Raw genomic sequence first — 21137 nt, 5'->3', positions numbered from 1 at the left:
TATTAATCAAAAAAAGTGAGTTCTACCCATGCCACTTCTAAGTTAATTAACCCCTGAATTAAAAAAACCGTGATATTTCTATCACGGTTTTTAAGGTTTTTGTTTATTGAGTTCCGATTAAGCGGTAGCTTTCTCTTTTACCCAAAAACTAGAGATATAAGCAATTAAACCTAGTAAGAAGACAACACCAGCTACTTCACGCATCCAGTAGAATATGGCTAATTTATCTTGAGTAGCCATAAAGCTTAATGCTTCACCTGATTCAGGTAAACGTTGTAACCAAACTTGTAAAACACCTGCGCCAGTTAAGAATAGGGTGATAAAGACCATAGCAACAGTCATTAACCAGAATCCCCACATCTCACGTACTTGTGCACGGTTACAGTTTGCTTCACCAATACCACGTAGTTTTGGCATAGCGAATGAAATGATAGTCATAACAATCATTGCATAAGCACCATAGAACGCCATGTGACCATGGGCCGCGGTTATTTGTGAGCCATGAGTATAATAGTTTACTGGCGCTAAGGTGTGTAAGAAGCCCCATACACCAGCACCTAAGAATGCCATTACTGCAGTACCTAACGCCCATAAAGTAGCGGCTTTGTTAGGATGTTCACGGCGACGTCGGTTAACCATATTAAAGGCGTACAATACCATAGCAAAGAACGGTAATGGTTCGATTGCAGAGAAGATTGAACCAACCCACTGCCAGTACTCAGGAGTAGCTAACCAGTAGAAATGATGCCCTGTTCCTAAGATACCTGAGATTAGTGCCATAGCAATGATTACGTATAACCATTTTTCAATAACTTCACGATCAACACCGGTAATTTTGATTAATACATAAGCTAAGATAGCGCCCATGATTAATTCCCAAACACCCTCTACCCATAGATGTACTACGAACCACCAGAAATATTTATCTAGTGCTAAGTTAGTAGGGTTGTAGAAAGAGAATAAGAAGAATACCGCTAGACCGATTAAACCAGTCATTAGTACCATGTTAATCGCTGTTTTACGACCTTTTAAGATAGTCATACCAAGGTTAAATAAGAAACCTAGACAAACCACAACAATACCAAGCTTAGTAATGGTTGGCTGTTCTAAGAACTCACGTCCCATGGTCGGCCACAATTCATTAAAGGTAATATCAGCTAACGTTGAATATGGTACAAGTAAGTAACCTAAAATGGTTAATACACCCGCAGCAGCAAACACCCAAAATAGAATGATCGCCAGTTTAGGGCTATACAATTCTGTTTCGGCTTCTTCTGGAACTAGGTAATAAGCCGAGCCCATAAAGCCAAACAACAGCCAAACGATAAGTAAGTTGGTATGCACCATACGTGCTACGTTAAATGGAATTGCGCCACCTAGGAAGTCACCTACGACATATTGCAAACCCATGATCAGACCAAATAAAATTTGTCCAACAAATAAGATTAAAGCGAACACAAAATAAGGTTTTGCGACAGCCTGTGATTGATATTTTAATGTATTCATCTGCCTTACCCTTCTATGTTTGGCGGCCAGCCGTTAATGTCCATTTCTGAGGTCCACTTTAAGAACTCAGCTAAATCATCAATTTCTTGATCATTTAAATGGAAATTTGGCATTTGGCGACGACCAGGTATATTTAACGGTTGTGCTTTCATCCAACCATTTAAAAACATTTTAAAACCGGCTTCGCCACCGCGGCGTTGAAAAACATTACCAAGTTCTGGTGCAAAGTATGCACCCTCACCTAGCAGTGAATGACAGCCAATACAGTTATTCTTTTCCCAAAGGTGTTTACCACGCTCTACGGATTCGGTTATGTTTTGACGATTATCTCTTTCTGGCATTTCTTTTGTAGTATGAAAAGTTAAAGCAAGAAATATCAAGAAGAAGAAAACACTTCCACCATAATAAATATTCCTCGCCATGCCTTTAGTAAAACTTTCTGACATGGGTTGCTCCCTTAATGTATTAAATTGAACAAATACATATTAAAGGTCAATTGTGGTAGGAATCTTGATAGAAATCAAACTAATGAATATTGTTGCGTAATTGTTTCAAAATATATTTATTCGTAAATCATATTAAGAGTGTTAAGAAATAGATTTTAGAAAATAGGTAGTTTTTTAACCATGGCGCGAGCAAGGTTAAGCATGCCTATTAATACAAATCCAGTATGTACAAGAATGAAATAAAGTAGCATAGCCATCAGTTGAAATGGCACTTTATCTGATAGCAAAATAAAGATTAGGGGGGTGAATACCACAAGGCCAACCGCAACCGATAGTTGCACAGCTCTGTACAAATGTATTCTTAGCCAGGCACTTTGTCTTTTATATTTAAATAGTAGCCATATCAAAGCAATAAACGACAGACCAGGCAAAAACAATAAATTAGCCAAAAATAATGATTGGCATGTTATGGCTAAATGTACAGATGACTTTGGGTTAATTAACATAATTATCTCATACACTTAGCTGGTGCTTTAACTATATACCTAAATCACGATTCATCAAAATAAATTCTGGCTATATCCATCAACGCTTTAATTGTGTCAGGATCATCAGATAATGGTTCCGCTAAACAAGATTTGCAAACCTCTAAAGGATCCATGCCACTTGACATCATTTTGGCCGCATAAATTAATAGGCGAGTAGAAACAACTTCATCTAAGTCATTTTGCTCTAGGCGGCGCAATGCTTGCGCAAGCTCTACTAAAGTAAAGGCTAAATGAGCTTCAGCGTTTGCTTCACTCATTAAAATTTGTTGTTCAACTTCTTTCTCTGGGTAGTCAAATCTTAAAGCTACAAAGCGTTGTTTAGTACTAGGCTTCATACCCTTTAATAAGTTTTGATAACCAGGATTATACGAAACGACCAACATAAAGTCAGGATGTGCGTCTAATATCTCGCCGGTTCTTTCTAAAGGCAAAACACGGCGGTCATCGGCTAATGGGTGTAATACAACAGTAGTATCTTTACGAGCTTCGACTACTTCATCAAGATAACAAATACCACCTTCTCGAACTGCCCGAGTTAATGGCCCATCTTGCCAGTAGGTGCCTTCTGCGCCAATTAGATGCCGACCAACTAGATCAGCGGCGGTTAAGTCATCATGACAAGCAACTGTATAAAGCGGTTTATTCAATTTTTTTGCCATATGCTCAATAAAGCGAGTTTTACCACAACCAGTTGGACCTTTGATCAGAATTGGCAAATGGTGTTGATGGGCATACTCAAACAAAGACACTTCATTGTGTTGTTCTTTATAATACGGCACATCATCAGGTGCGGAGGTTAGTTTTATATTTGTAGTACTCATAAAGTCTCAAGATGTAGCTTACATACTGCATAAGTTACTCTCATGTTAATCAGTGTGCAATTGAGATCAGAGCTTAGTTGATTCAGATCAAGGTAAAAAAGATAATGACTTGGCTACCCAATAGTAACTTAGGGCAACCAATTTTCACTGTTCATTTACTGAAATAATTGTTAGCGTACAACCATCATTGAAGCACTTTTTGGATTAGATAATAAATCTGCAAATACTTGCCAGCGTTTTTGCGCATCATCACCACTTCTAAATTCAACATAGTCTTTAACCAAGTCTTTACCTAAATTATAATTAATCACATAGGCACGGTAACGCTCTATAAACCCAACACGTTGTTTCGATTTGTCGACTGTGCTTAATTCATATTTCATTAAAAAAGCTGCGGCTTGTTCTTTATTAATTTGACCGTCTAAATAACGTTTCGCGGCGACATTACCAGCATAAGACAATTTGCCTAAAATACTTTCAACTTGATAGTAGGCTTCGGCTTTTTCAGGGTCTAATCCTGCTAGTGGGAATAACACAGCTTTTTCAAAAGCCATACGTTCTGTGTGATTATATGCCACTTCAATTCCATAGTTGGCACTACCCTCTGCTAGTAAAGATAGAGGGGAATATAAAGGGTAAACTGAATATTCCAACCAGCCTTTGCCATTAACTAAATGTTTTTCCATTAATGAATTAAATACGTGATGACCGGGATAACCTTCATGACTGGCTAAGTCGATTGCTCTATCTATTTGAATTGGAAAGTCAGTATTAACTTGAATCAAGCTGAAACTATTACCTTTATACCAATTATAACCACTCCAAGGTTTGTCATTAACATACTCAATGCTAAACGACTCATTTTCTGGTAATTCGATATAGGCCTTAGTACGTTTTTGTGATTCTTCAATAGCCGCAATAAACACCCTTCCTAGCTTATCTAATGGAATAACAAATTGGTCTTTAAACGACTTTAATCGAGGGTTCAATTCACCTTCACCTGGCAATAATTCATTTAATTCGGCTAGGGCTTTATCAAAATCAGCTTCAGTTAAATTTGGAGATTGTGCATCGTACAGAGCCATTGATTCTTGATCAAAACTAAACTTTTTTCCGTTTAATTGCTCAATAAATGCTTTAACCGAACGTACCTGAACTATCAGCATATCTCTGCGAAGTTGCTCTCCTGCAATGGCAATTGAATTATTCAAATCACTTTCTAACTGTTCTGCAAAATTTAGCAGTTTATCTAGAGGTAATTTTTCAGCTTCGTCTTGCCATTCTTTCGGACCGTAGTAGGCATCAATATAATAACTTTGATGTTTTCCTACATGCAGGGCTAACTTAACATAACGTTCAGCAAGTTGATTCATACCTACTTCTACCTTAATTGATTCATTTTCAGAGTCTGAGTTTCCACCACATGAAAACAATACAATGGTTAGCAGCACAACTATATAATTGTGAGCATTAGTTAGTATTTTCATTCACGTCTCCAGTTGGGTTGGGTTGCGAGGGACCAATAGAAATATTGGCATAATATTTCGCTAATTCAAGCATATCATCTTCATTTAATCGACTTACCATGCCTTGCATGACCGCATCTTTACGGCGACGATATTTAAATGCTAATAATTGCTTAAGTAAATACTCTTGATGTTGACCGGCAAGATTGGGATAAATAGGTACAACAGAAATACCGGTTTTACCATGACAAGGCGCACAAAATTCAATGTGTGTTTTTAATCTCTTTTGCTTTAAAAGTAATTGCTGTTCGTCAAAATCAAGCTCTTGTTGTGCAAGAGTGATTAGATCTGGGCTTATAGTTTCAGGTGCTACTTCAAGATTTTTCGCTGTTTCAGTCTTTTTTTCAGTTTCGTTTGCCCATAAATTCACACTGAATGAATAGGCTATTACTAAGATAAAAATTTTAATCATATATCGCTACTAATACCAAATTAGATAATTTATTAACCAATGAAAAGTCGAGACTGGTATGAATTTTAAGCACAAAAAAAGCGCATCAAATGCGCTTTTTAAATAAATATCGTTTACTTAAGGCTTGCGTAGTAAGCAGCTAAGTTGGCTATATCAGCGTCAGATAGTGGCATAGCCATACTTCCCATCACTGGATCTTTACGAGCGCCAGATTTGAAATCTTTAAGTTGCTTAGCAAGGTAAGCTTCTTTTTGGCCAGCTAAATTAGGGTACATTGGTACAGCTGAAACGCCTGTAGCGCCATGACAAGCAGCACACATTGCTGATTTGCCTTTACCTGCTTCTGCGTCCGCTGCCATTGCTGGAGCAGCCATTGCTACTGTTGTAGCTAGTGCTAGAGCTAATTTTTTCATAGATAAATACTCTTCTTATGTTTATAAACATTATGTTAACTGCCATTGATTATATGGAAAAAACTCTATTCTGTCTGCGATTTTTTTAATAAAAACTTGATCTTGGTTAAATTATTTGTGCATTTGCTGCACAATCCGATAAAATTGAACTAAGTAATCCTTACGTTAAGAAGTTGTTAATGTTGCAATTTAATAATACCTACCACAAATTAGGTGACAAGTTTTATCAAACGGCTATGCCAAACAAAGTATCGAATCCAGCTTTGCTGTTTTGGAACGACATGCTTGCTAACGATTTACGATTAGACACTGCATTTTGTCGAGATAAATCTAAGCTTGCTCTGTATTTTTCTGGTAATAAAATAATTTCCGGCTCTGTACCTGTAGCACTGGCTTATTCAGGTCATCAATTTGGCCAATTTAATCCTTACATGGGTGATGGTCGTGCCCATTTATTGGGCGAAGTGTGTGACAAAGACAATATTCAACGTGATATTCAACTAAAGGGCTCTGGACAAACGCCGTATTCAAGAAGAGGTGATGGCCTTTGCGCTATTGGTCCCGCAATTCGTGAATATATAATGAGTGAGGCTATGTACGCTCTAGGTGTTCCAACCTCTCGTTGCTTAGCAGTAGTGTCTACTGGTGAAACAGTATACCGAGAATCGGAAAAACCAGGTGCAGTGGTTACGCGTATTGCTGCTAGCCACATTCGTGTGGGAACCTTTCAACATTTTTCCGCAAGGGGAGATGTGGAGTCGTTAACAGCTTTAACCGAATATACAATTAACCGCCATTACCCAACTATTGATATCAACACTGATGGTTATATTTTAGAACTGATAAAGTCTGTAGGAGCGAAGCAAATTGAACTTATCGTACAGTGGATGCGAGTTGGTTTTATTCATGGTGTAATGAACACTGACAATTGCGCTATATCAGGCGAGACTATTGATTTTGGCCCTTGTGCAATGCTGGGCGTTTATCACCCAGGAACTGTATATAGCTCTATTGATAAAAATGGCCGTTATGCATTCGGTAACCAGCCCAATATTGCCCAATGGAATATGGCGCGCTTTGCCGAGAGCTTAATCCCGTTAATTGATGAAGATGCTGAAAAAGCGGTTGAACTGGTTAAACCTATCATTTTACAATTCGCTGAAGATTTTAATAATGCTTATTATGGAATGTTAGCTAGCAAGCTTGGTGTGCATAGTTTAGCGTTAATAGATAAATCGTTTATCAAAGAGATACTCGACATAATGCAAAATCAAGAGCTAGATTACACCTTAACTTTTGTACAGCTAGCTCAATCATTAAATGACAACGAACAAGCCGAACAGTTAAAAGCAGCCTTAGGCAAATGGTATAATAATTGGCTTACTCTTTTACAAGAAGCCAATATTGATCACAATACAGCAGAAGAATTAATGAAAGTTAGTAACCCTGTGGTAATACCAAGAAACCACCACGTAGAAGCGATTTTACAAGAATGTGAAACCAGCGGCGATTTAAGTAGTGCAGATAGATTTTTAAAAGTTTTACGATCCCCTTATCAACAGCTGCCACACACCAATGAGTTTCAAGATTTACCTAAAGATGGCGATGTAAACTACCACACGTTCTGTGGCACTTAATGGATTTGAAGGATAATTAATGCAACAAATACAAACAGCAATATTAGATAACAATAACCTGCTGCTCATTTCTTTTATGCAAAAATGGGATCAAGATGATATTAACCTACTTTCACAGTGCGTTTTTAAGCTATTACCCGATTTCCAATTAAAAGAATATATTCAAGGGGCGGACCGAGAATATTTTCGCTTTACCTTCAACGGGGAGTATTTAGTACTACAATTTGAAAGCTATAGTGAATCTTGTTGGATAGAGCCAGAAGATCAAATAGACAGTCGAGCTTTAACGCTTATACATAAACTTTTAGGAATGTCGTAATGAAGCTAGTTATATTACTTTTAACCTTGTCGTTGTCCGCTTGTGTTTCAATACAAGAAAAGAAGGAAGCAAATGTGGCGCCACAGTTAGATGACAGTTTGGATGAGGGAAATTATAAAGACAAAGATAATGATAATGATATGGTTATAATGATGGGCAATTGCAAAGGGTTGGAAAATAGCGACTACTGTGATTCTCTTAAAAAGACTGAAGAAGACAATCAAAAGCAACTTGATGAATCACTAAAGAAACACAGCAAAAAACAATAAAGGGAGATAACCCCATTATTTTATCGAAGGTTAATAAGGTTGGCCGTTAGTTATTTTATAGAGGAATAACTTTACCAATATATGGTAAGTTTCGATACTTTTGCGCATAATCAATACCAACACCCACAACGAATTCGTCTGGTATTTCAAAACCTATCCACTTCACTCCTACAGGTACTTCTCGACGTGAAGGTTTATCAAGTAAGGTACAAATTTCAATAGAGTTAGGCTCTCGTAAGCTCAGAATTTGCATTACTTTGCTTAAAGTATTGCCAGTATCAATAATATCCTCAACTAATAATACATCTTTACCTTGGATGTCATCGTCTAAATCTTTGAGTATATGTACATCACGAGAGCTTTCCATATTATTGCCATAACTTGAAGCGGTCATAAAGTCGACAGTGTGATGTATATCTATTGCTCTTGCCAAATCGGCCATAAATACAAATGAGCCACGCAATAACCCAACCATAACCAAATTGTCTCGATCTTTATAGAATTCGGTTATTTGCTGGCCTAATTCGACCACTCTGTTACTGACTTCTTGCTCAGAAATCATGATTTCGACTTTATGTTTCATGTTTTTCTCTTATTAAATAAACTAGCGTAATTGTAGCTTGCCGAGTAAATTATGGCGATATGATTTTTATTTAAAGGGATTATTTTTATTACTGAATCTAATCCTTTCAAGCGAGTTGAGATAATTAGGCTGCAGTTTTTTCTGAAATTTTGACCGCGGCTTGATGTAACTTTTTACCTGAAAAGAAACGGTCATGTATTAGGTGTTCAGGGATCTTTTGCTCAATGCTCTTATGATATTCGGGTAATAAAGACCAGTGTAGACGCCAACGTTTGTGGTGAGCGGTATGGTAACCTAAATTTCCTGTTACAAGGTTGTAAAAGCTATTAGTGCAATTGAATGAAGCTTCAAATTCGTTTTGTGTATCTAAGCCAGCATGATGATAATAAGTCAGCCACGCGGTTAAAAATAACGAAATAGCCATTGGTAATAAGTATACAAATAGCGCATTTTGCCAGTTAATTATAAATAAAACAGTTAATAAACCTAATTGAATTAACGCCATTATTATAAATATTTTCATTTGTTTTGGAAAACGTTTGCCAACAATAACTGCACGAGCATAAGAAGTTATCCATACTGAAAAAGCATATTCAAACTCAGACATTAGTTTGCCATTTGCTCTTTTCCAACGGGATTCATCTTTAGTTTGATCCATAAAATTCATATGATGACCAACAACATGATGCAAAAACCAAAGATGACTGGTAATACCGGTGATGCAGGCATAAGGCACTTCGATAAGTCGATTTAGTATAGGCTGTTTAAAAGTTTCAAGGTGTTGATGGTGATGACTGAATGAGCAAAATACACTTTTAGGTGCTATGCCTATTATCATCCAAGTGACTACCTGCCAAAGATGCTCAGCATTGAAAAATACGACAAGATCTAAAACAAAAATACTGCATAATAAAAATACCGGCACATAGTCAGCTTTATATTTAAAAAAAGTCATTGTTAACTATGCCCATGGTTCTTAAAAATCGATTGTTTAGTGCGGGGTTGGTGATCATATTCAAGAGGAAATGGGCCTGACTTAGTTAGCTATAAAATTCAAACGCCATAATAATGTTAAATAGCCCAATTCACTAGTTAAATTTTTATATAAAAAAGCACTAGATTATGTAAATAATCTAGTGCTTTAATTAGATTGCATTAAGCAATATTCTGTTTAAATGCGGTTTCTATTATAAAGAAGTTGCTTACTATGCCATGCCCATATAGTTTTTAGGCATATCTACGGCGGCAACTCCAGTTTCAACCGCTGCTTTAGCCACTGCGTATGCAACTCGTTCAAGCAGCCTTGGATCCATTGGTTTTGGAATAATGTATTGTGATCCAAACTCTAAACTTGCACTGCCACTTGCTTTTAATACCTCTGCAGGTACTGGCTCTTTGGCAATTGCACGAATAGCGTTTACAGCTGCAACTTTCATTTCGGCGTTTATAGTTCTCGCTCTAACATCTAAAGCTCCACGGAAAATGAATGGAAAACAAAGTACGTTGTTAACTTGGTTAGGATAGTCAGAACGACCAGTTGCCATAATTAAATCATCGCGAGTAGCATGAGCTAATTCTGGTTTAATTTCAGGATCAGGGTTTGAACAGGCAAAAACTACTGGCTTGGCGGCCATAAGGCTTAACTGATCTGCTGAAAATACATCAGGCCCGGAAACGCCAACGAAAACATCGGCACCATCGATAGCGTCTTCTAAAGTGCGCTTATCAGTGTTATTAGCAAATAATTTTTTATATTCATTTAAGTCATCACGACGAGTATGAATAATGCCTTTTCGGTCAAGCATATAAATGTTTTCACGTTGGGCACCGCAATTGATTAATAGTTCCATACAAGCAATAGCAGCAGCGCCAGCCCCCATACACACTATTTTTGCATGCTTTAATTGTTTGCCTTGTACATCAAGGGCGTTAAGCATACCAGCAGCTGTAACAATAGCTGTACCGTGTTGGTCATCATGAAACACTGGGATTTTACAACGTTCAATCAAAGCTTTCTCAATAGCAAAACACTCTGGCGCTTTGATATCTTCTAAATTGATACCACCAAAACTATCAGCAATGTTAGCAACTGTATTTACAAAATCTTCAACCGTAGTGTTCTTCACCTGAATATCAAACGAGTCGATATTCGCAAAGCGCTTAAATAATAACGCTTTACCTTCCATAACAGGTTTTGATGCTAATGGACCTAAGTTACCTAACCCTAAAATAGCAGTACCATCAGTAATAACGGCGACAGTATTGCCTTTATTGGTATAGCGATAAACATCATCTGGGTTAGCTGCTATCTCACGGACCGGTTCAGCAACACCTGGGCTGTAGGCAAGAGCAAGATCTTCAGCCGTTTCTGCTGGCGTAGTAAGTGCGAGACTGATTTTACCTGGAGTTGGGTGTTCATGATAATCAAGAGCTTGTTGACGAAAATCAGCCATGGTAAGTACCTTTTGATGAAGTGAGTTAAGACCTAATTATAGGAGCAATGTTAACAAATTTTAGGATTTGTAATATTACCTGAAAACTTTCATATAAGTTACCGGTAATTATAACTTATTTGTTATAACTCATATCAATTTCAGGGATAAACATAGATTCAGGTTATGAGGCAAAGCAAAAAATACTCCATTTTCTATAGGGATATTGTATATGCCGCTGTGACATGGATGTTGATAAGCGGTCCCTGGCATTTTTGCATATAGCTCTTCCCTGAAGTTACAAACTTAAAGCCGTTTTCAACATGGAAGTTGTATATGCAGTGAACGCATGGATGTGTAGAAACGGCCCATGGCAGTTTGCATTCCATCATCCCTGAAGTAAAAAAAAACCTCGCAAATTGCGAGGTTTGTTATCAGTACTATTGAGTTAGTTATTCTGCGAAAGGATTCACTAATACCATAGTTTCGTTACGATCTGGACCTGTTGAAACAATATCAATTGGTACGCCGGTAATTTCTTCAAGGCGTTTAATGTACGCAATTGCATTAGCTGGTAGTGCATCAACACTTGTTGCACCAACAGTATTTTCAGTCCAACCTGGAACTGTTTCGTAAACTGGAGTGATATTCTCATAACCTTCCGCAGCCATTGGCGGCACAGTTATAATTTCACCTGACTCAGTTTTGTAACCAGTACAAATTTTAAGCTCTTTTAAGCCATCTAATACGTCAAGCTTAGTTAAACAAAAACCTGTAATTGAGTTAACTTGTACTGCACGGTGCATTGCTACAGCATCAAACCAACCACAACGACGTTCACGACCAGTAGTAGCGCCAAACTCGTGACCTACAGTACCTAAGTGGTGACCAATTTCATCATCAAGCTCAGTAGGGAAAGGACCTGAACCAACACGTGTAGTGTAAGCTTTAGTTATGCCTAATACGTAATCAAGGTTACATGGACCAAAACCACTACCCGTTGAAACACCACCAACGGTAGTATTTGAAGAAGTAACGTATGGGTAAGTACCGTGGTCAATATCAAGAAGTGTACCTTGAGCACCTTCAAACATGATTGAGTCACCAGCTTTACGAGCTTGGTCAAGTATTTCACTAATATCGGCTGTCATTGCTTTAATAATATCGGCAACAGCTAACGCATCAGCTAATACCGTATCAAAGTCTAATGCTTCAGCTTTATAGTAGTTGGTTAAAACAAAGTTATGGTATTCCATAATTTCTTTTAACTTTTCGGCAAATGCGTCAGCGTTGAATAAGTCGCTTACACGTAAGCCTCGACGAGCTACTTTATCTTCGTAAGCTGGACCAATACCACGGCCAGTTGTACCGATAGCTTTTTTACCGCGAGCTGCTTCACGAGCTGCGTCTAAAGCATTGTGATAAGGCATGATTAATGGACAAGCATCGCTAATTAGTAAGCGCTCACGAACTGGAATGCCTTTAGCTTCAAGCATTTTAATTTCAGTCATAAGTGCTTTAGGACACAATACAACACCATTACCAATCATACATTTTACGTTATCACGTAAAACACCAGATGGAATAAGGTGTAACACGGTTTTTTCACCGTCAATTACTAGTGTATGTCCAGCGTTGTGACCACCTTGATAACGAACTACAAATTTAGCCTTATCAGTTAGTAAGTCAACAATCTTACCTTTACCTTCATCACCCCATTGGGTGCCAAGAACAACGACGTTTTTGCCCATAATAATATTTTACATATTTCGAAAGAAAATTAGGCGGGGATTTTAACAAACAAGTATGCCTAGATCATCAATTTTATTGATTTTTTTGTAGTTAAATTGTTAACGGTGAGAAGGTTTGAAAGGTAGTGCAATTGAAAATTTAATTTTAGTTGTTCAAAAACAATAGGATGCATCCAATAACAACCAACACTAGGCCAATTTGACGGATATTATTTGGCTGCTCGGAGGCAAGCTTTAAGATAAAACTGCGCCAACGGTTTGGAAATAATAAAGGACCTATTCCTTCAAAAACAAGCATTAATGCAAAAGCACTTAACAATAATTCTAATGACATATATTTACCTTCTTATTATATTTTATGCCATAAACAAATAGCCCACCTAAAGGTGGGCTATAAATTTAACGCAGTAAATAATCTATTACTTACCTGACTTAGGCGCCTTTAAGTAATTGAAAAATTCACTATCAGGCTTAACCACTAAGATATCACTCTTAGAGCTAAAGCTGTTTTCGTAAGCTTCTAAACTTCTCACAAAAGAGAAGAACTCTGCATCTTTGCTATAAGCATCTGAGTAGACTTTAGCTGCTAATGCATCGCCTTCACCGCGTAAAGTGAACGCTTGTTTTTTAGCATTTGCTATCATTACCGTCACTTTAGCGTCTACTGTTGCACGTAAAACTTCAGCTTTCTCTCTACCCTGTGAGCGATGCTCTTGTGCTACAGCTTGACGCTCTGCGCGCATACGTTCGTAAATAGAGTTACTTACTTCTTCAGGTAAGTTAATACGCTTAACACGTACATCAACCACTTCAATACCTAAATCAACTTTACTTGATTCAGCACTAAGCATGGCTTCTTCCATAAGTGAATCACGATCGCCAGAAACAATTTGTGCAATAGTACGACGACCAAACTCAGTACGTAAGCCATTGTTCACTTTTTGCTTTAATAACGCACTCGCATTGTCAATATTACCGCCAGCTGTACGTACATAGAAGGTAGAAAAATCGACGATTTTCCACTTCACGTATGAATCAACTAATACATCTTTTTTCTCTGCCGTAACGAAACGATCTGGAGCACCATCGAGTGTTTGAATACGGGCATCAATTTTATTCACCCGTTCAATGAATGGTATTTTAAAGTGTAAACCTGGAGAAAAAATTCTCATCTCACCAGTAGAGTCACGCTTAATTTTTGAGAATTGAAACACGATACCGCGCTCGCCTTCATTAATAACAAATATTGATGAAACTGTTAATAGACCTAGCGCTACTAGGATTATAATTGCAAAGTTTTTCATGATTAGTTATCTCCTCGGCTGAAACGATCAGCGCGACCAGATAATGAATTCACTGTTGAATTTTTACCTTGTTGTGCTGGTGCTTGCGTCATCGGATTGTTTTCTCTTTTATATGGTGACGTTTGTTGTTGCTGCTGCATAATTTTATCAAGCGGTAAATACATCATGCTATTACCGCCATCTACATCAACCATAACTTTCGAAGTATTTGAATATACTTTTTCCATAGTGGATATGTATAAACGCTGGCGAGTAACTTCTGGAGCGGCTTTATATTCAGGTAAAAGTTTTTCAAATTTTGCCACTTCACCTTCAGACGCTAATACAACTTGTTGTTTGTAAGCAATAGCATCTTGTTCCATACGTTTAGAACGACCACGAGCTTCTGGCTCTACTGATAACGCATAAGCTTCTGCTTCTAAAACAAAACGTTCTTCATCTTCTTTTGCAGCATTTACATCATCAAACGCGTCTTTAACTTGCTCCGGAGGACGGGCATTTTTAAAGTTAACATCCGAGACAATAATGCCTAGATTGTATGCTTCGATAACTTTGTCAAGTTCTGCCCATACTGATTGACGGACTTGTTCTTTACCTGTTGTTAAAACATCATCCATTTCAGAATGACCAACAACATAACGAATCGCACTATCAAAAGCATGCTCTAAACTGTTATCTGCATTCGTTACGCTAAATAGGTAATTACGTGCATCGATAATACGGTACTGAACTGCCATCTCTACTCGAATCAAATTCAAGTCTTCCGTCATCATATAACCGCTGGCAGGAAGGTTACGCGTTGTTTGTACGTCAACTGGTATTACTTTTTGTACAAAGGTAGGCTGCCAATGAATACCTGGATCAACTAACCCATTAAATTCACCAAACTGTAACACTACGCCACGCTCTGCTTCTTTAATGGTATAGAAACCACTTACGGCCCAAACGACAACGGCAATAGCAATAACAATGCCAGCGCCAAAGCCACTAACGCTACCTGAGCCGCCAGACTTGCCTGGTTTATTTCCACCAAATATCCCGCCAAATTTATTGCCAAGATCTTTCAGTAGTTCGTCTAAATCTGGTGGTCCTTGATCACGACCGCCTTTATTTTTCCAGGGATCATTATCGTTTTTCCCCGGTTCATTCCAAGCCATTCTGCTCTCCAATTGGTGCAATGTTTAAAAATTTATACGAGTAAATATACCATTTATATATTTACCTTCATTTATCTTTGTTACTTCAATAGTAACAGCAGGTTAATTCAGGATAAAGCCTTGTACTTCGCTTTTACCTGCTTTCAACAATTTATTCCACTCTCGCAATGGTAATGTCACATCTAATAAACAATTTCCTTGTTCATCGTATGATTCACCTTTTATACAGTTTAGTTCGTATAATGTACCACGCAATTTTCCAGCACTTGCTGGTATTTTAAGTGTGTGTTTGACAATGTCTGTCGCTAATAATTCCGACAAAGCAATATCTAATAACTCTAAACCAATATTCGCTCTGGCTGATAGCCAAACCCTAATCGGCTTACCTTGATCATCACGGTCAATGCGCGGCGCAATATCATGCAAATTATCAATTTTGTTACATACTAATAATTGCGGTATTTCATTTGCTTCGATTTCTTCCAGAACTGCATCTACCTGCGCCATATTATCGGCGCGGCGTTCATCAGCAATGTCAACTACATGCAATTGCAAATCCGCTTCTCTGGTTTCTGTCAGAGTAGCCTTAAAGGCAGCAACTAAATCGTGAGGTAAATGACGAATAAAGCCAACGGTATCGGCTAATATAATTCGCCCTACATCTTCTATATGGAGCTTTCTTAGTGTCGGATCAAGGGTTGCGAATAATTGATCGGCCGCATAAACATCTGCATTAGTAATTCGATTAAATAAGGTAGACTTTCCAGCGTTGGTGTATCCTACCAAAGATACGGTAGGTATTTCAGCTCTTTCGCGAGCTCTGCGGCCTTGATGGCGTTGCTTTTCTACTTTGGCTAAACGACCTCGAATATTGTGCATTCGATCGCGTAGTAATCGCCTATCGGTTTCTAGTTGTGTTTCACCTGGCCCACGTAAACCAATACCACCTTTTTGTCTTTCTAAATGCGTCCAACCTCGAATTAAGCGAGTACTCATGTGACGAAGTTGAGCAAGTTCTACTTGCAACTTGCCTTCATGTGTACGAGCACGTTGGGCAAAAATATCTAAAATAAGTGAGGTACGGTCAATAACTCGACATTCGCACAACGCTTCGATATTTTTTTCTTGTGATGGACTAAGGGCATGATTAAATAAAATCACATCGGCATCATACAAATTCACTGCATCGCGAATTTCTTCAGCTTTACCACTACCAACAAAAAATTTAGTGTGAGGGGTACTTCGTTTACCAGTAACTACAGTTAAAGAATTTACTCCAGCAGAAGATACTAGCATTTCAAATTCTTGTAGGTCTTCACGGGCGTTTTCTTGCGGAAAATCTATGTGAACGAGTACAGCTTGCTCACCTGCTTGATGTCTATCAAACAAATGAGCAATTCCAATTCAATTTCATTTAGGCGTTATTCCCCCGGTTGAGCAAATTCAGCCGGATTAGATGTGTTAACTGCTCTAGACGGTACAACTGTTGATATAGCATGCTTATATACCATCTGGCTTACCGTGTTTTTTAGCAAAATTACAAATTGATCAAATGATTCAACTTGGCCTTGCAGTTTAATACCGTTGACTAAGTAGATTGCCACGGGAATGCGATCACGACGTAAAGCATTCAAAAATGGGTCTTGTAAAGATTGACCTTTTGCCATTGTATTGGCCCCTTATTGTTATTGTTAATCCGATTTACGATAACCAAATTAGAGTAAATTAATTGTGCAAATTTAGTTAGTTACACAACGAGCTTTTTAAGTATACACTATGATTTCAACTTTGCTAAACAACTTAATATTTGTTGTAAATTAGTTTCATCATTGGTGGTTAGCCAAGTTAAGTTTGGCCAACCACGAAGCCAAGTTAGTTGCCGCTTGGCGAGTTGTCTAGTGGCACAGACACCGCGAAAGATCATTTCATCATAATCAAATTCACCGTTTAAATGTTGCCACATTTGTCTATATCCAACACAACGAATTGAAGGTAACTCTTCATGTAAATCGCTACGTTGTTTAAGTTGTTCTACTTCTTGTTGAAAACCTTGTTCCAACATAATGTTGTATCTAAGCTCTATGCGTTGATGCAATTTGGCTCGCTCAGTGGTGCTAATTGCAAACTGTAGAATATCACCATCTAGGGTATCACCTTTGATCTTGGTTAACTCGGTCATGCTTTTATTAGTTATACGATAAACTTCTAAAGCCCGGGTTAATCGCTGTGGATCATTAGGGTGAATTCTTTCGGCTGAAACAGGATCAACTTCATTAAGTAAATCATGTATGTGTTGCCAACCTTTTTGTTCAGCTTCAGCAGTTATACCAGCACGAATTTCAGCGTTTGCAGCTGGCAAGGGTGAAATGCCTTCAAGTAGACTCTTGAAATACATCATAGTTCCACCGACTAGAATAGGAATTCGGCCGCGGCTACGAATATCATCTATTTCACGTTTTGCGTCTCGGCAAAAATCTGCAACAGAGTAACTCTCACTTGGGTCAATAATATCAATTAACCTATGTGGGTATTTGGCAAGCTCATCTTTAGTTGGCTTGGCACTACCGATATCCATACTTTTATAAATAAGAGCAGAATCAACACTAATAATATCGCAAGGTAAGTGATCACTTAAACCAAAAGCCAGATCAGTTTTGCCTGAGGCAGTTGGCCCCATAATGCAAATTACTGGTGGTAACTTTTGTTGCTGGTTTTCGCTCATATCTTCTCAAGTGTTGAATATATACTCGTACTAGCACGGGACAAATTTAGTGTGCTAGCTGATTAATGTATGAAATAAGGTCTACTTCAATAGAATTCAAGCGCATATACTCAGAAAGATCAAAGTTTGGTAAAGTTTTACCGTTTAATAACAACTGTTGGCTATGTGTTAAATCTAATTGCTCGGGTAATTTAAGTTCAGCTAAAGCCAGTAACCAGGTCTGCTCTGATAAAAATTCATCTGCCATTAATAAATTAAGCAGTTGCAAAAAGCTTTGGCTAATATCCTTATCTCTTAGTTGCGCAGGATATTGGCGAATAATACATTGAGAGCCTTTAATAGTGCATTTAATTCCTGCTCGTTCGAATGATTCTAGATTAGTATCAATGAAACAAATCATCGCTTTATCAAGGGTAATAGAAACTGGCAATAATAATGGTTGAGAGACAATGCCGTTTGCAAAGGATTGACTTAACAACTCTCTATTTACTGCAATACACAATGGTTTTAGTTGCATACAATAGATTGTTTGTTTGTATTCAACTAAAGCAACAAGGTCGCCTACCATAGTTAATAAACGAAATTGATCATTAATCGATGGTTGGCTAGCAGTAACTGCTGGAGCAAATTCAGCGGGGGAAGAAAATGTTGTTGCCACTGAAGACTCACCGGTTGCGATTGGTACTGTGTCTACGACATTTGTATGTGGTGTTGCTAACAGTGAATGATAATTACCAACCGCTTGTTGCGATGGACGCTGCTGGCTATGTTGATGAGTATTTGGGTAATTGTTAGCTTGGTTGGCGGTTTTTTCTGAAACCATCTGTAAAGGCTGCACATAATCACGAGCATAAGGCTGGCTCGCATTTTCAATAACTTCACCATGCTCATCACATAATAGTGTTTCTGATAATGGTGATTGTTCGGCATTAAGTGTTTGCTCTACGGCAGAACAAATAAAGTCATGAACAAACCGAGCTTGGTGAAAACGCACTTCATGCTTTGCCGGATGCACATTTACATCCACATCAGCAAAATCTAAATTAAAAAACAATACAAATGCTGGATAGCCATCATGAGTCAAACGATCAGCATAGGCTTGTCTAATGGCATGATTGATTAATTTATCACGCATCATCCGATCGTTTACGTAACTGTAACTTAAATCATTTTGACGTTGATAAAATTCGGGCTTAGCAATCCAACCCCACAAGTGCAAATTATCATGTTTAAAGTCTAAAGTGATGGCATTATCGATGAACCCTTGTCCACATACAGAAGCTATGCGTTTTTCGATTTGCTTCTCGGTTTTTGCACTACGATACTGTCTAATTACTTTGCCATTATGGCTAAGGATAATGGTGATTGCTAATTTAGATAAAGCAATTCGACGCACCACTTCATCAATGTGGGTAAACTCAGTTTTTTCGGTGCGTAAAAATTTTCTTCTTGCCGGGGTATTGAAAAATAAATCTTCAACATCAATGCTGGTACCATCCGGATGAGCTGCAGGTTTAATGTCTACCTGCATATCTCGGCCTACAGCAATCGCTTGCCAAGCAGAGTCTTGCTCTACAGGTTTAGAGGTTAAGGTTAAACGCGAGACCGAACTGATACTGGCCAATGCTTCACCGCGAAAACCTAAACTATGTATAGATTCTAAATCATCCAAACTTTTAATTTTACTGGTGGCGTGACGAGACAACGCCAAGGTTAATTCATCTTTAACAATACCTTTGCCATCATCGGTAATTTTAATACGTTTAGAGCCGCCCTTTTCTATCTCGATAGAAATTTTTGTGGCACCTGCATCAATGGAATTTTCCACTAATTCTTTAACGACAGAGGCTGGGCGTTCAACCACTTCACCTGCTGCTATTTGGTTAGCAAGGCGAGCGGGTAATACCGCGATAGACATTAATTTAACCTTCTCTTAGCTTCAGTTTACGCGAGGAATAGTCAGGGTTTGGCCAATTCGTACCACATCAGTTTTCAAATTGTTGGCTAATTTAATCGCTTTAACTGACACTTTATAGCGCTGAGCAACAACTGACAGCGATTCACCGCGACCAATTTTATGTTGTGTTGGTTTTTTACTCGCTAATAATGAACCTTCAGGAGGGTAGCGAACAAAGTGTTTCTTCATACCGTTAAAAATTGCAGTTGCCAGTTTGGTTTGATGTCTTGATGACATTAAATTTTTGAAATCATAAGGATTTGAGATAAAACCAGTTTCAACCAGCATTGATGGAATATCTGATGATTTCAATACCGCTAAACTGGCATTTTGCGGTTTGGTTTTATGCATTTTAGTTACGGTTTTCAATTCTTTAATAACATTATTTGCCATACGGTCACTTATTTCTAGTGACTTATCTTTAGTCAGATCGGCTAAGAAAACGGCAAGATTATCGTCATTAGTACGCTTAATTAATTCACCACCGCCACCGAGTAGTTCAGAGTTTTTCTCACGATTTACTAACCAACGTGATAATTCTGATTGCGCTCTGGAGTTATTTACAATCCAAACAGACGCTCCGCGAGGTTGTGAGGTATGAAATGCATCCGCATGTATTGACACTAAAAAGTCCACTTGTTTTTGGCGGGCAATTTCAGTGCGACGATTTAAATTAACGAAGTAGTCTCCGGTGCGGATCATTACCGCTTTCATCCCTGGCTCTTTATTGACAATAGTTTGCAAGCGTTTAGCGATGGCTAAGGTGATTTTTTTCTCGTAGGTACCACTTTTAGAAATAGAACCTGGATCTTCACCTCCATGCCCTGCATCAATACCAATGATCACATCACGTTTAGTATTTTTAGGTTTGTGGCTGGCAACTTGTTTTCGTTTTTTATCCAGTAAATCAACTACCAAACGGTCACCATAGGGCCCTGTTGGTGCAAGCACAAAAATACTGTCATCGTAGCTACTATTAAGCTCTAATACTAAACGCACGGCGGTATTGTTCTTACTTGAACTAGTGCGAATTAACTTAATACGGGTATCATTTTTGGCAAGGTTGCTTAAATTGGAAATATTTTGAGTATTTTTGAAATCAATAACTAAGCGATTTGGGCTGCTTAGGTAAAAATAGCTGTAGTCAGGCTTATCACTTAAATCAAACACCACGCGAGTGTTTTCAGGAGCCGGCCAAATACGCACGCCCTCAATAACGTTAATAGCCCAAGCATTAACGGCGAACATACTAAAAAAAACTACGAATATTTTTAGACTACAACTTCTCATGGTTTGTATTTACGCTTTCCCAAAGACTCTATATCAAATGATAT

Annotated in this window: 22 protein-coding genes; 3 read left to right on the top strand and 19 right to left on the bottom strand. The window is 38.1% G+C overall.

Going from position 1 to position 21137, the window contains the following annotated elements:
* Positions 1 to 117: 117 nt before the first annotated feature.
* The 7 genes from RGQ13_RS01200 to RGQ13_RS01170 form a co-directional block, all read right to left on the bottom strand.
* The gene (locus RGQ13_RS01200) at positions 118 to 1506 is read right to left on the bottom strand and encodes a cbb3-type cytochrome c oxidase subunit I (protein ID WP_348391738.1); all 1389 of its coding nucleotides are present in this window, start codon (positions 1504 to 1506) and stop codon (positions 118 to 120) included.
* A 5-nt stretch (positions 1507 to 1511) separates the two neighbouring features.
* Positions 1512 to 1952 carry a c-type cytochrome gene (locus RGQ13_RS01195; protein WP_348391737.1) on the bottom strand — a complete coding sequence of 147 codons (441 nt, stop codon included), beginning with the start codon at positions 1950 to 1952 and terminating at the stop codon, positions 1512 to 1514.
* A gap of 155 nt (positions 1953 to 2107) precedes the next feature.
* Positions 2108 to 2458 carry a hypothetical protein gene (locus RGQ13_RS01190; RefSeq protein ID WP_348391736.1) on the bottom strand — a complete coding sequence of 117 codons (351 nt, stop codon included), beginning with the start codon at positions 2456 to 2458 and terminating at the stop codon, positions 2108 to 2110.
* 44 nt (positions 2459 to 2502) lie between these two features.
* Complete coding sequence (locus RGQ13_RS01185) at positions 2503 to 3321, bottom strand: CbbQ/NirQ/NorQ/GpvN family protein (RefSeq protein WP_348391735.1); 819 nt, start codon at positions 3319 to 3321, stop codon at positions 2503 to 2505.
* A 170-nt stretch (positions 3322 to 3491) separates the two neighbouring features.
* Positions 3492 to 4808 (bottom strand): hypothetical protein, encoded by a 1317-nt coding sequence (locus RGQ13_RS01180; RefSeq protein ID WP_348391734.1) that lies wholly within the window; start codon positions 4806 to 4808, stop codon positions 3492 to 3494.
* Complete coding sequence (locus RGQ13_RS01175; RefSeq protein WP_348391733.1) at positions 4792 to 5259, bottom strand: c-type cytochrome; 468 nt, start codon at positions 5257 to 5259, stop codon at positions 4792 to 4794. The genes RGQ13_RS01180 and RGQ13_RS01175 overlap by 17 nt, the downstream gene beginning before the upstream one ends.
* Positions 5260 to 5372: 113 nt before the next feature.
* Positions 5373 to 5672, bottom strand: coding sequence for a c-type cytochrome (locus RGQ13_RS01170; RefSeq protein WP_348391732.1), 300 nt, complete (start codon positions 5670 to 5672; stop codon positions 5373 to 5375).
* A gap of 179 nt (positions 5673 to 5851) precedes the next feature.
* On the opposite strand from RGQ13_RS01170, the gene RGQ13_RS01165 reads away from it, so the two are divergent.
* The 3 genes from RGQ13_RS01165 to RGQ13_RS01155 are packed head-to-tail and all read left to right on the top strand — an operon-like array spanning position 5852 to position 7897.
* Positions 5852 to 7309 carry a protein adenylyltransferase SelO gene (locus tag RGQ13_RS01165; protein WP_348391731.1) on the top strand — a complete coding sequence of 486 codons (1458 nt, stop codon included), beginning with the start codon at positions 5852 to 5854 and terminating at the stop codon, positions 7307 to 7309.
* Positions 7310 to 7328: 19 nt separating this feature from the next.
* A complete protein-coding gene (locus RGQ13_RS01160) occupies positions 7329 to 7628 on the top strand; it encodes a DUF3630 family protein (RefSeq protein WP_348391730.1) in 300 nt (99 codons plus the stop codon).
* Positions 7628 to 7897 (top strand): hypothetical protein, encoded by a 270-nt coding sequence (locus tag RGQ13_RS01155; RefSeq protein WP_348391729.1) that lies wholly within the window; start codon positions 7628 to 7630, stop codon positions 7895 to 7897. Before RGQ13_RS01160 ends, RGQ13_RS01155 begins: the two co-directional genes overlap by 1 nt.
* A gap of 55 nt (positions 7898 to 7952) precedes the next feature.
* Here the strand turns inward: RGQ13_RS01155 and hpt are convergent, their stop codons facing one another.
* The 12 genes from hpt to RGQ13_RS01095 all read right to left on the bottom strand — a co-directional run bounded on the left by hpt (position 7953) and on the right by RGQ13_RS01095 (position 21051).
* Positions 7953 to 8480: a hypoxanthine phosphoribosyltransferase gene (hpt, locus tag RGQ13_RS01150; protein WP_348391728.1), complete on the bottom strand. Its 528-nt coding sequence runs from the start codon at positions 8478 to 8480 to the stop codon at positions 7953 to 7955.
* Between the two features lie 124 nt (positions 8481 to 8604).
* Positions 8605 to 9435 (bottom strand): fatty acid desaturase family protein, encoded by an 831-nt coding sequence (locus RGQ13_RS01145; protein WP_348391727.1) that lies wholly within the window; start codon positions 9433 to 9435, stop codon positions 8605 to 8607.
* Between the two features lie 250 nt (positions 9436 to 9685).
* Positions 9686 to 10933: a malic enzyme-like NAD(P)-binding protein gene (locus tag RGQ13_RS01140; protein WP_348391726.1), complete on the bottom strand. Its 1248-nt coding sequence runs from the start codon at positions 10931 to 10933 to the stop codon at positions 9686 to 9688.
* 431 nt (positions 10934 to 11364) lie between these two features.
* The gene (locus RGQ13_RS01135) at positions 11365 to 12663 is read right to left on the bottom strand and encodes an adenylosuccinate synthase (protein WP_348391725.1); all 1299 of its coding nucleotides are present in this window, start codon (positions 12661 to 12663) and stop codon (positions 11365 to 11367) included.
* 145 nt (positions 12664 to 12808) lie between these two features.
* A complete protein-coding gene (locus RGQ13_RS01130) occupies positions 12809 to 12997 on the bottom strand; it encodes a DUF2065 domain-containing protein (RefSeq protein ID WP_348391724.1) in 189 nt (62 codons plus the stop codon).
* An 85-nt stretch (positions 12998 to 13082) separates the two neighbouring features.
* Positions 13083 to 13967, bottom strand: a complete 885-nt coding sequence (hflC, locus tag RGQ13_RS01125) for a protease modulator HflC (protein WP_348391723.1) — start codon at positions 13965 to 13967, stop codon at positions 13083 to 13085.
* Positions 13968 to 13969: 2 nt separating this feature from the next.
* A complete protein-coding gene (hflK, locus tag RGQ13_RS01120) occupies positions 13970 to 15124 on the bottom strand; it encodes an FtsH protease activity modulator HflK (RefSeq protein ID WP_348391722.1) in 1155 nt (384 codons plus the stop codon).
* 102 nt (positions 15125 to 15226) lie between these two features.
* A complete protein-coding gene (hflX, locus tag RGQ13_RS01115) occupies positions 15227 to 16513 on the bottom strand; it encodes a ribosome rescue GTPase HflX (RefSeq protein ID WP_348391721.1) in 1287 nt (428 codons plus the stop codon).
* A 32-nt stretch (positions 16514 to 16545) separates the two neighbouring features.
* Positions 16546 to 16791 carry an RNA chaperone Hfq gene (hfq, locus tag RGQ13_RS01110; RefSeq protein ID WP_348387544.1) on the bottom strand — a complete coding sequence of 82 codons (246 nt, stop codon included), beginning with the start codon at positions 16789 to 16791 and terminating at the stop codon, positions 16546 to 16548.
* 107 nt (positions 16792 to 16898) lie between these two features.
* Positions 16899 to 17846 carry a tRNA (adenosine(37)-N6)-dimethylallyltransferase MiaA gene (miaA, locus tag RGQ13_RS01105; protein WP_348391720.1) on the bottom strand — a complete coding sequence of 316 codons (948 nt, stop codon included), beginning with the start codon at positions 17844 to 17846 and terminating at the stop codon, positions 16899 to 16901.
* 46 nt (positions 17847 to 17892) lie between these two features.
* On the bottom strand, positions 17893 to 19764 hold the full coding sequence (gene mutL, locus RGQ13_RS01100) for a DNA mismatch repair endonuclease MutL (RefSeq protein ID WP_348391719.1): 1872 nt from the start codon (positions 19762 to 19764) through the stop codon (positions 17893 to 17895).
* A 21-nt stretch (positions 19765 to 19785) separates the two neighbouring features.
* Complete coding sequence (locus tag RGQ13_RS01095; protein WP_348391718.1) at positions 19786 to 21051, bottom strand: N-acetylmuramoyl-L-alanine amidase; 1266 nt, start codon at positions 21049 to 21051, stop codon at positions 19786 to 19788.
* Positions 21052 to 21137 lie beyond the last annotated feature (86 nt).

The sequence above is a fragment of the Thalassotalea psychrophila genome, from assembly GCF_031583595.1.
Taxonomy (GTDB): domain Bacteria; phylum Pseudomonadota; class Gammaproteobacteria; order Enterobacterales; family Alteromonadaceae; genus Thalassotalea_A; species Thalassotalea_A psychrophila.
This window is presented reverse-complemented; position numbering and strand designations above follow the sequence as displayed.